Here is a 10,251-nt window from a genome sequence, read left to right as displayed (position 1 = left end):
AGCCCGGCCCGCTCGGGCGACGACGCACGAATGTTTTTTAAGTCGCAACAAGGCGCGATCACGGCCGTGCTTTGTTTAAGTAGCAGGCACGTTCCACGTGCCGTCCGCCACAGCTGATACGGAACGATCATCACGGTGCGGCCCCGGATATGCATCCGGGGCTATTGAACGGAGGTTGTGTGTGAACGGAGGTTGCGTGCGTCGCGATCGTGCGTCGCGATCGAACGGCGCATGTGGCTACGGCACGTGGAACGTGCCTGCTACTTTAGCCGGGGAAAATCGTCTGGGTCCTCGATCCGCCCGCTGGCGAACCGTGAGGATCACGTTTAGAATGCGGGGCAACTCCCGGTTCGTGTCGGTGTCGCACCCCCTAAGGCACACCCCTCGACGTGAGTGTCCGTCGTCCTGCCTGATCCCTCGTTCCCGCATCCCCCTGCGCCCCGCATCGGGTACTGGAGGCGTTTCTGTCTTGTTCTAGCGCTCGTATCGGTTTCTTCGGCGCCGCCGCGTTGGTGCTTTTGCGCATCACGATCGGTTGGCACATCCTCTACGAAGGAATCTGGAAATATCAACAACAAGATTTCTCCGCCGACGGTTACTTAAGTCAGGCGTCGGGCCCTTTCGCCGACTACTTTCACAACAAAGTGATGAAAGACTTCGAGGGGCGTAAGCGCCTGTCGGAGCAATGGAACACCGACGAGATGGATCGGTATCAAGACCGGTTCGCGGTGCAGATGAAGCTGGAGGGGGATGCCAAGTCGCTCGCCGATCGAGCTTTGGCCGCGCGGAAAGACAACGTCAAGTCGTTCCTGAACGACCCGAGCAACAAGAAGCTGTTCGCCGACTACTTCCAAGAGTGGGATAAGCTCAACCAAAAGAAAGCCGAGGTCGACGCTAGAGACGGCGGCGTGGTCTTCGAGCGGAAGCGCTTGTGGGAAGCCGAGCAAAAGCTCCGCGCCGACGGTCGCCCCTGGCTGAAATGGATCGACGATCAGCACGACGGGCTCCATGCCGATCTGCAGCGGACCTTGCCGCTCGACGATCGTGAAAAGCAAATGGTGCCGACCATCAAGGAGGTCTTCACCGACACCGACAAGTTCGTCACTTACGCCAACATCGCGATCGGCGCCTGTCTGATCGTCGGGCTCTTTTCGCGTTTGGCCGCGCTCGGCGGGGGGATCTTCCTCGCGGCGATCGTCGCGGCGAAATGGCAATGGCCCGGCTATTACGCTCCCGATCCGCATCCGGCCCAAGGACACACGATGTTCGTGACGAAAGAGTTCGTCGAAATGATGGCTTGCTTCGCTTTGGCAACGCTCCCGACCGGCCGTTGGGGCGGATTCGATTACTTCGTGCACAATTTATGCGTGCGCCCCTTCTTGCGGAATAAGGATGAACGTCGGACATGAATGCCCTGAATCCTGCGGAAAAAGCGGTAGGTCGGACTAACTTCCAAACGGCGATCGGCAGCGAACTGACGCGGCGCGAGTTCCTCGTGCGCAGCGCCGCCAGCGGCGCAGTCGGCGCGGCCGGCATGGGTGCCTTCTACTTCGGCTACACGAAGATGAAGAACCCCTTGCCGATCGGCATCATCGGCACCGGCGACGAAGGGGGCGTGCTCATCGGAGCGCTCAACCCCGACTACGTCGACGTCGTCGCCATCGCCGACATTCGCCCGTACAACATCCATCGCGCCTTGCACGGCGACCAAAGCTCTCCGTCGGTCCAAGCCGTGCGGCCGGGCCTGATGGCGAAATACGGCTACAAGTCGGAAGACGAAGCCAAGAAGCACATCAAAGTCTCGGCCGACTACAAGGAAATGCTCGCCGACCCGAACATCAAAGGGGTCATCATCGCCTTGCCGTTGCACCTGCATCATTCGGTCGCGATCGAAGCGATGAACGCCGGCAAGCACGTCCTTACCGAGAAGCTGATGGGGCAGACGGTCGGCAAGTGCAAGAGCATGGGCCGCGTCGCCAATCAGAAGAAGCTGCACCTCGCGACGGGCCATCAACGGCACTACAGCATCTTGTACGACAACGCCGTCGACGTGATCAAGCGCGGTCTGATCGGCGACCTGCATCACATCCGTGCGCAGTGGCATCGCCGCAATCTGCCGGGCCGCGATAGTTGGCAGCCGGCCTTGCCCAACGACAAGATGGCCGCCGACCTGCTCGCCGCACAAACGGCCTTGAAGTCGGCCTCGGGGAGTCAGATCGAAGCGCTGCAGAAGAAGGTGACGCAGCTTGAGCTCTTGATGATGGATAAAGACGTCGACGCCGGAAAATACGGCTACGTCGAGAAGACGATTCCCGGCCAAGGTTCGCTCAAGCCGTACGTCGTGTCGCCGCTGGAAGAATTGATCCGCTGGCGATTATGGGCTCGCACGGGTGCCGGCCTCATGGCCGAGCTCGGCAGCCATCAGCTCGACGCCGCGGGCATCTTCTGCAGCGCGCAGCGTAAAGACGGCAAGAAGGCCAAGCCGCTCAACGTGTCGGCGGTCGGCGTGCGGAGCCTGTTCGCGAACGATCGCGAAGTCGATGACCACGTGCATTGCAACTTCGAGTTCCCCGGTCTCGACTACGACCCGAACGACGACGCGAAGAAGCAGAAGAAGACGGTCGTTTCCTATTCGTCGATCAACGGCAACCCTTGGGGTGGCTACGGCGAAGTGGTGATGGGGACCAAGGGAACGATCATCCTCGAACTCGAACAAGACTACGGGCTCTTCCCGACGGACGGCCCTTCGACGTTCGTCGACGTCGTCAAAAGCAAAGACGGCGGGGCCGTGCTCGACACGACCTCGAGCGCCCCTCCGAGCGCAGCGGCCGGCGAAAAGGCCCTGGAAGCCGCTCCACCGAGCAAAGGCTATCGCGAAGAGATCGAGCATTGGGCCTGGTGCATCGAGAACTTCGACTTCGAGAAGAACAAGCCGAAGTGCCATCCCGAAGTCGCCATGTCGGACGCGATCATCGCGCTCACGACCAACATCGCGATCCGCGACAACAAGCGGATCGAATTCAAGCCCGAATGGTTCGACATCAACAGCGATGAAACCCCCGAAGGGGAAAAGCCGGAAGTGAAGGTTTAGCACGCGGCGTATTCCGACCGCGACCTAAGAAGCTAAACGCGGGCCGAACGCTTAAAGGTCGAACGCTTAAAGACACAGAGCAGGAGCTGATCCGATGACGAAGTGGGCGATCGGAGTATTTGCCGGAATCGACGCCGGGCTCGGCGTGAAGCTGGAAGTGGCGCGCGAACTCGGCGTGCCGACGATCCAACTGCATGCCCCGCATCCGGAAAGCCGCACGCCGGAAAAGGCGCAAGCGTTCCTGGCGAAGCTCAAGGACTACGGCCTGACGCTCACGGCCGTCTTCGGCGGCTTCGACGGCGAGAGCTACGCCGACATTCCGACCGTGGTCCGCACCGTCGGCCTCGTGCCGCCGGAAACGCGTGCCGCGCGCGTGCAGGAGATGAAGGAGATCTCCGACTTCGCGAAGCTGCTCGGCTGCAAAGTCGTAGCGCTGCATATCGGCTTCGTGCCGCACGACGTAAAAGACAAGACATTCCAAGAGATCGTCGCCGTCGCGCGCGAACTTTGCGACTACGTGCAACGCAACGGCCAGGCCTTGCATCTGGAAACCGGACAAGAAACCGCCGCCGGACTGCTGACCTTCATTCAAGCCGTCGGGCGCGACAACCTGTTCATCAACTTCGATCCCGCGAACATGATTCTCTACGGCTCCGGCGAACCGATCGCGGCGCTGAAGCAAGTCGGTAAGTTCGTACGCAGCGTCCATTGCAAAGACGGCTCTTGGGCGAAGCATCCGGGCAAGGAATGGGGCTGCGAAATGCCGCTCGGCCAAGGCGACGTCGGGATGTACAACTACTTGCACACGCTGCGGGAAATCGGTTACGAAGGCCCGCTCACGATCGAGCGCGAGATCGCCCAAGAACCGGAGCGCCAAAAAGCGGAGATCGGTCACGCCGTTCGCTTGTTGACCGAACTGAAAGAGAAGCTCGGCTAAGCCGGCTTGCATCGCATCGTTCGCCGCCACCACACTTCATTCGCAAAGCACGTCATGCCTAAGTTCAACTTCTCCGTCCCGCACACCGCCGGCCTCGAAAAAGCGAAGAAGGACCTTCGTGCTTATCTCGAAAAGATGCGCGAGTACGCCGCCGACAAGGTGAGCGACATGCACGAAGACTGGAGCAAGTGGGACAGCGACCACGTCGTCGACTTTTCGCTCAAAAGCTTCGGCATGGCGATCAAGGGGGCGATGACCGTCGAGCCGGACAAGGTCGCCGTGAACGGCGAGATTCCGTTCGCGGCGATGATGTTCAAAGGAAAGATCGAAGAAGGCTTCCGCGACACGGTGAGGAAAGCCTTGTCGTAAGCCGCGGGCCGTTCGCAGGGCGGTGCGTGCCTGTACTTATTTGACCGCCGAGCCGCCGAGTTGGCCGAACGTGATCCGCGCCACGACTTCCGGATCCTTTCCGATCGGGGCCTGCACTTCGACGCTCGCTTGGTACTGCGGCAAGCGATACGCGTGATACCGCGGGGCTGCAGCGGCGCAGCCGAGCGAAAAGATTTGCGCGCACAACGCGACGGCGATCAAGAGCTTGGTTTTCATCGGAATCCATCCCCATGTCCGATGTCCCTATCCTGTGATTTTGGAGGCGGTCCTAGTCGTTAGGACTCCGCTTGCGAAGTTGCCTCGGCGGCAAAAGCTCTTCGCGAAAAGTTCGACCTGATGCGATCGGTCTCTATCAGCCTTACGCCGCGTCCCGCGCGCGAGTTCATTCGCAAAACGTCGGAATTATAAAAGCCGGTGACGAGCCTTCATATCGCAACGAACGCTTGCGTGCCGGCATCGTCAAGCGGGACGATCGCGGTGACTTTAGCGCCTTGCTGCGATCCTGTTTCGCGACGACGCTGCCGGCAACGACAGTCTCTTTCGGAACGAAAGTATTACTTCGGAGCAGCGGCGCGCACGCCGATCTCGACGGTCTCTCCATCGCGCCGCGCAGTGAGGCCGAGCGGAGCGGCGGCTTGCTCGAGCAGTTCTTCGAGAGTGGCCTTGGCGACGTCGACCTCGGTGCGGCGATCGAGCGTCAGTCCGGCCGCTTTGATCGCCGCTTCGTCGACCCGAATCTTCAGCTTGTGCTTTTCTTGCAACACGCGAATCAGCTCATCGAGCGGGACGTCCTTCACGCGGAGCGTAAACAGTTGCTTTGCAGCCGCGGGAACCGCTGGGCTCGTCGCTGCAGTATTTGCGACCGCCGATGAGCCGGTGCCGGAAACGAGCTCATGGTCTTCGACTTTCCCGACGACCGCGATCTTCGCACCGGCGAGTCGCACGGTCGCCAGAGGCGCAAGCGCGCGAAATCGGGCCAGCGTCTCTTGCGGCTTCAAGCCGGCGGGGTAACTCCGCTCGATCAATATCGACGAAGGCAGCGGCTCGAACGTCAGGGTGCGGGCCGTGGCGTCGAGCTTAAACGTCAGGTCGAACTGCACGGCCAAGAGCGTCAGCCGATCGACGAGCGGCAGCGGAGCCCAATCGACGGCAGGCCAGACGTCGAACGGCATCCGCTCGAGGTTCGTGGTTCGCAGGCCTGCCTCGGTCGCCAAGGAAGTCCAAAGCGCGCGCGATTCGCAAGGAGCCTCGCACGTCGTCGGTCGCGACTCCGATAGCTTCGCCTTCAACGCGGGAGCCGCACGACTCGCATCGTCGCGCCGCAGCGCAGCCAAGGTCTTAAGATCGCGCGCGGTCGACTTCGGCCCCAGATAAATCACGGGCCCGAACGACACGACCGCCAACTCATGGCTTTCGGCGATGCGTCGCCAAATCTCGGCGACGGAAGTATCCGCGAACGACAACTCGAGCGGCGACTCCGGATCGACGCGGCGATCGAGACAGAGCGCGACTTCGGCATTCTTCGCCAAGCCCGAGGCCGCGCTACGGATCTGCGAGCCGGTCCACGAGCCGCTCATGCGCGCTTGCAGCCGAGCTTGCAGTTCGGCGGCGGTCTGCGCGAGCGATGCAGCACCTGTCGCTCCCTGCGCTCCGGCGGTCGCCGCGAAGCACGAGCAGCCGACCGCCGCAACCAGGATCGACCAGGATCGAAAAACGGCTCGGAAGCTACCTTGCGGCGCGCATCGCCGCGGCCTCGTCGCCGGCTTTTCCGCCCGCTGTTTCGGCCTCATTTCCGCCCCGGCGAAAGGTGTTTGGGAAAAGTCAGGTTCTTTTATAGCGATTATTCTGGCAACACCGCCATTCCCAATTACACTGAAAAGACCGAGAAATCGGACGTTACCATCGTTACCGGCGTTATTTTAGGAGTATCTATCGTGAGCGGCTCTCCCATCCGCTTGCCGCTGCTCGATTTCGTCTACCAGCAGTTTCTCGACGACCACGATACCGCGGCGTTCATTCGCAAGGTCTCGTCGAGATACGGTTGTGCGACGCTCGAGCGGCTCCTCGAAAGCTCCTCGCGGAGTTGCCGCCGGGCCGCAGCCTTAGCGCTCGGCTATCTGGGAAATTACGACGTCAACGCCGCTCTCGGCAAGGCCCTGCGCGACGGCGACCGCGGCGTCCGAACTCTGGCCGAGAACGCGGTGCGGGCCGTGTGGTGTCGCGCCGGCACTCCGATCCAGCAAAAACTGCTCGAGCAGGTGATTCGCGACAACGTCGAACGCCGGCATGAACAAGCGTTCGTGCGAGCCACGGAATTGGTCGACCTCGCACCCTGGTTCGCCGAAGCGTGGAACCAACGGGCCATCTCGCAATACGGCCTCGGCCGCTACAACGAGAGCATCGCCGATTGCCGCCGGGCACTCGAAATCAACCCTTACCATTTCGGCTCCGCCGCCGGCATGGGCCAATGCTATCTGAACATGGGAGAAACCGACGACGCACTCGAATGCTTCCGTCGGGCTCTGCGGTTGAACCCGGAGTTGGAAGGCATTCGCGCCGCCGTGCTGAACATCGATCGGGCCCGTCGCAAGAACTCATAGCTCGTTGAGTTTGCGTATTGAATCCGATACTGATCATCGGTGCCGGAATCAATGGAGCGTCGCTGGCGCGCGAGCTGGTGCTCGACGGCCTCGATGTGATCGTGGTCGATTCCGGCGACATCGCCTCGGGAACGACGGCCTATTCCTCGCGGCTGATTCACGGCGGCTTGCGCTATCTCGAATATGCCGACACGGCGCTCGTGCGTGAATCGCTGGAAGAACGTGCGCGGCTGCTTCGTCTGGCTCCCGACTTCGTGCGCGCCTTGGAGTTTCAGATTCCGGTCGAACGTCGACTCGGCGGATTTATCGATGCCGTCGGCAAGCTCGTTCTCGGCGGCCGCTACCGACCGAAATCGCGCCGCGGCCTATGGCTCGTGCGAACCGGTTTGTTCTTCTACGATCAATTTTCCGGCAAGACTTCGCTCCCGCGCTCGAGCACGCAACCGATCGACGACCGACGTAGAACTCTGCTCGCGCCTCGCTATCGAAACCTCTGCACCTACTTCGACGGCCAGATGCCGTATCCCGAACGCTTCGTCGCCGCGTTGCTCGCCGATGCGCGACGGGCTGCCGAGCAGGCCGGCACCCAGTTCGAGGTGCGTACTTATAGCCATGTCGCAGTCGAAGGCTCGACCGTCGTCGTGACGAACAGCGACACGGCGCAGGTCGACAACTCGGCGCCTCTGCGCTTCGAGCCGGCTGCGGTCGTGAACGCGAGCGGGCCTTGGGGCGATGCGACTCTCGAAACCTTAGGATTCCCCAGCCGAAAGCTGATCGGCGGCACGAAGGGGAGCCACATCGTCGTGTTTCACGACGCGCTGCGGGCCGCGTTGCAAGCCGCCGATGTGCGTGAAGGTTCGTTGCGCGATGCGGCCATCTACGCCGAAGCAGCCGACGGACGACCGGTGTTCATCTTGCCGTTCGGCGAAGGGGTGCTCATCGGCACGACCGACATGCCGTACGTCGGTGATCCCGCTATCGCAATCGCCTCGGAAGCGGAGATCACGTACCTGCTCGAACTGACGAACGACGTTCTGCCCGGCATCGGGCTCGTGCGCAGCGACGTCGCGCTCCACTATGCCGGAGTGCGCCCGTTGCCCTATGCCGACGCCTCGACCCCGGCCGCCATCTCGCGCAGGCATTCGGTCGTCGAACTCTCGGCGGCACCTTGGCCCGCGTGGACCCTCGTCGGTGGGAAGTTGACGACCTGCCGCGCGCTGGCCGAAGAAGCGGCCGGCATCGTGCTGCGGAAGCTGAACCGCGCGGCAACCCATGTCTCGCGCGAGCGAAGAATCGAAAACATTCTCGAAGATGGGCCCGAGGAAACTGCGAAGCTAGCCGGCGATGGCGACCGACGAGCCGTGGCGGGCACAGCATTCTCGCGCGGCGTGGTTCGTCGCGCGATCCGCACGCTTTGGGTGCAACGCTTGGAAGACCTCGTCGAACGGAGGCTGATGCTGCACTTCGCCCGACATTTATCTCGCACGACGCTCGACGAGTTGGCCGAGCTCATGATCGAAGAGCGGAAGCTGCGGCCCGACGATCGAGACGAGGCGATCGAACGAACCTGTCGGCGATTAAGGACTCATTTCGGTCGTTCGGTAGAGCCGTAGCTCATGTCGCCGCCGATAGTCCGGGCTCGTCGTTCGCCCCACAAGCTCAACTACCGGCGCACCGCGTTCGAGGTTTGCAGCGCTTGCTGTAGTTCGGTCGTGTAACGCTTCGACTCTTTGCAGAACTTGTCGTACGACTCTTTGCTCGAGAACAGGATCATCCGTTCTTCGAACATCAGGCCGTGTTCTCGCTTGCCCGACACGATCTGGTTCTTTTCTAAAGCGACGACCGGATCGTTGCCCGAGATGATCGGGCTATAGCGATCCGGATTGGCCAAGAACTTCGCTTGTTGTTCGGCCGTCGGGAAGAGGTAGGTGCGATTGAGGTGGATCGCGCCGTAGAGCGGGTTCCCTTTCGTCCACACCATCTTCTCGATCACGGTGACCGGGCAATAACCTTCGAGCGCGAGCGGCGGCGAACCGGCCGGCAGTTGCGCTTCGAGCGGCGACTTCGTCGGAGCAACGGTGCCATTGGCGGCAGCGGTCGAATTCACGGCTGCCCTCGGAGCAGCGGTGGCCGCCGGCGGTGCGACGGGAGCTTGAGGAGCGGCGACCGGGGGTTGGACCGGAGCCGATGCCGCGGCAGGTGCGGCGGTGGTCGTCGTCGGAGCGATGGCCGGAGTCGCAGCGACCGACGTCGTTGCTGCCGGAGTTGTGGCGACCTGAGCCGCCGCGCCAGGAGCAGCGGGGGTCGCAGCGATCGGAGCCGAAGCGGTCGGCGTCGCGTAGCGGCTGCCGACGTTCGAGGTCGTAGGCGCGGCGGCGACGCCGGCAGCCGCAGCGGCGACCGGCGCGGCTGAAGTCGTCGGAGCGGCCACGCCGCGGTTTTGATAGTAAGCGGCATAGCGATCGTCGGCCGGAGGAGTCGCACCGCGCGACGCGGCGGCAGGAGCGGCGGCGACCGGAGCGGCTGCAGCAGGCGGTGCGGCTTGAGCCGTCACCGGCGGAGCGTAAGCGGCGTAGCGACCATCGGCCGGCGGCGCGTAGCGACCGGCATCCGGCCCAGCCGCTGCAGGAGCACTTGCAGCCACCGGAGCGGCAGCGGCAGGCGGAGTCGCGGCTACAGGCCCGAGCCCATTCGAGCGGGCCTGAGCCAAGCCTTGTTGCGCGGCCTCATTCAACATCGCCACGTATTTTTCCGCAGGCTTGAATCCCAAACTCGAGGAGATCACTTGTCCTTGGGCGGTCATCATCACGTCGCAAGGCAGCTTACTGACGCCGAGTTGCTTGGCGATCTCTTGGCCCGTCGGGTCTTCGACCGAGATCTTCACCGGCACGAAGTACGGCGTGATCGCCGTGCCGAGATTCGGCCGATTGAAGACGGACTTCTCCATCTCCTGGCACGGCCCGCACCAGCTCGCCCAGAAGTGCACGAGCACCAACCGGTTCGAAGCGGCGGCCTGCTTTTGAGCGCTCGCGAGATCGGTCTCCCAACGAAGCAGCTCTTGAGCTTGCACCGGTAGGGCGAAGAAGACGAGCGAAGCGATGACGCTGAGGGAGACAACACGCGACATGACGCGAACCTTAGTGAAAGCGGATGTTCGAGCCCGATCAATCGGATCGCTTCACTTATCGGACGACTCCTGTGTTGAAGTTTTGGAAAACCGTAACGATTTTGCC

Annotated in this window: 9 protein-coding genes; 6 read left to right on the top strand and 3 right to left on the bottom strand. The window is 62.2% G+C overall.

Annotation, left to right across the window (positions count from 1 at the left end):
• Positions 1 to 512: 512 nt before the first annotated feature.
• The 4 genes from K8U03_08730 (at position 513) to K8U03_08715 (ending at position 4,397) form a co-directional block, all read left to right on the top strand.
• The gene (locus K8U03_08730) at positions 513 to 1,409 is read left to right on the top strand and encodes a DoxX family protein (GenBank protein ID MCE9604972.1); all 897 of its coding nucleotides are present in this window, start codon (positions 513 to 515) and stop codon (positions 1,407 to 1,409) included.
• Positions 1,406 to 3,091 (top strand): Gfo/Idh/MocA family oxidoreductase, encoded by a 1,686-nt coding sequence (locus K8U03_08725; protein MCE9604971.1) that lies wholly within the window; start codon positions 1,406 to 1,408, stop codon positions 3,089 to 3,091. Before K8U03_08730 ends, K8U03_08725 begins: the two co-directional genes overlap by 4 nt.
• Positions 3,092 to 3,185: 94 nt before the next feature.
• A complete protein-coding gene (locus K8U03_08720; protein MCE9604970.1) occupies positions 3,186 to 4,028 on the top strand; it encodes a sugar phosphate isomerase/epimerase in 843 nt (280 codons plus the stop codon).
• 54 nt (positions 4,029 to 4,082) lie between these two features.
• The gene (locus K8U03_08715; GenBank protein MCE9604969.1) at positions 4,083 to 4,397 is read left to right on the top strand and encodes a polyhydroxyalkanoic acid system family protein; all 315 of its coding nucleotides are present in this window, start codon (positions 4,083 to 4,085) and stop codon (positions 4,395 to 4,397) included.
• A 36-nt stretch (positions 4,398 to 4,433) separates the two neighbouring features.
• Here the strand turns inward: K8U03_08715 and K8U03_08710 are convergent, their stop codons facing one another.
• Entirely contained in the window at positions 4,434 to 4,634 is a 201-nt protein-coding gene (locus K8U03_08710) for a hypothetical protein (GenBank protein ID MCE9604968.1), read from the bottom strand.
• 338 nt (positions 4,635 to 4,972) lie between these two features.
• Positions 4,973 to 5,995, bottom strand: coding sequence for a hypothetical protein (locus K8U03_08705; GenBank protein MCE9604967.1), 1,023 nt, complete (start codon positions 5,993 to 5,995; stop codon positions 4,973 to 4,975).
• Between the two features lie 357 nt (positions 5,996 to 6,352).
• Between K8U03_08705 and K8U03_08700 the strand changes: the two genes are divergently transcribed.
• Both K8U03_08700 and K8U03_08695 read left to right on the top strand, forming a co-directional pair.
• The gene (locus K8U03_08700; GenBank protein ID MCE9604966.1) at positions 6,353 to 7,018 is read left to right on the top strand and encodes a tetratricopeptide repeat protein; all 666 of its coding nucleotides are present in this window, start codon (positions 6,353 to 6,355) and stop codon (positions 7,016 to 7,018) included.
• 17 nt (positions 7,019 to 7,035) lie between these two features.
• Positions 7,036 to 8,631, top strand: a complete 1,596-nt coding sequence (locus K8U03_08695; protein ID MCE9604965.1) for an FAD-dependent oxidoreductase — start codon at positions 7,036 to 7,038, stop codon at positions 8,629 to 8,631.
• Between the two features lie 50 nt (positions 8,632 to 8,681).
• Here the strand turns inward: K8U03_08695 and K8U03_08690 are convergent, their stop codons facing one another.
• The gene (locus K8U03_08690) at positions 8,682 to 10,145 is read right to left on the bottom strand and encodes a thioredoxin family protein (GenBank protein ID MCE9604964.1); all 1,464 of its coding nucleotides are present in this window, start codon (positions 10,143 to 10,145) and stop codon (positions 8,682 to 8,684) included.
• Between the last annotated feature and the right edge of the window lie 106 nt (positions 10,146 to 10,251).

The sequence above is a fragment of the Planctomycetia bacterium genome, from assembly GCA_021413845.1.
Classification (GTDB): domain Bacteria; phylum Planctomycetota; class Planctomycetia; order Pirellulales; family PNKZ01; genus PNKZ01.
Note: the sequence above shows the minus strand (reverse complement) of the source record. Positions and strands in the feature narration are given on the sequence as shown.